Annotated in this window: 1 protein-coding gene; it reads left to right on the top strand. The window is 36.7% G+C overall.

From position 1 onward, the window contains the following. Positions 1–25: 25 nt before the first annotated feature. The coding region (locus SINDD18_RS10150; RefSeq protein WP_193750858.1) for a transposase family protein at positions 26–330 on the top strand (305 nt) is incomplete at its 3' end.

Consider the following 330-nt stretch of genomic DNA (forward strand, 5'->3'; position numbering starts at 1 on the left):
CGAAACCATCATTAGAAAGAATCATATGGAACAATTACATTTTATCACAAAACTACTCGATATTAAAGACCCTAATATCCAGATTCTAGATGTCATCAATAGGGATACACACAAGGAAATCCTAGCTAAACTAGACTACGATGCCCCATCTTGTCCTGATTGCGGAAATCAAATGAAGAAATATGACTTTCAAAAACCGTCTAAGATTCCTTACCTTGAGACGACTGGTATGCCTACTAGAATTCTCCTTAGAAAGCGTCGATTTAAGTGCTATCATTGCTCGAAAATGATGGTCGCTGAGACTTCTATCGTCAAGAAAAATCATCAAAT

Origin of the sequence: Streptococcus infantis (assembly GCF_001579645.1) — a bacterium.
Lineage (GTDB): Bacteria > Bacillota > Bacilli > Lactobacillales > Streptococcaceae > Streptococcus > Streptococcus infantis_E.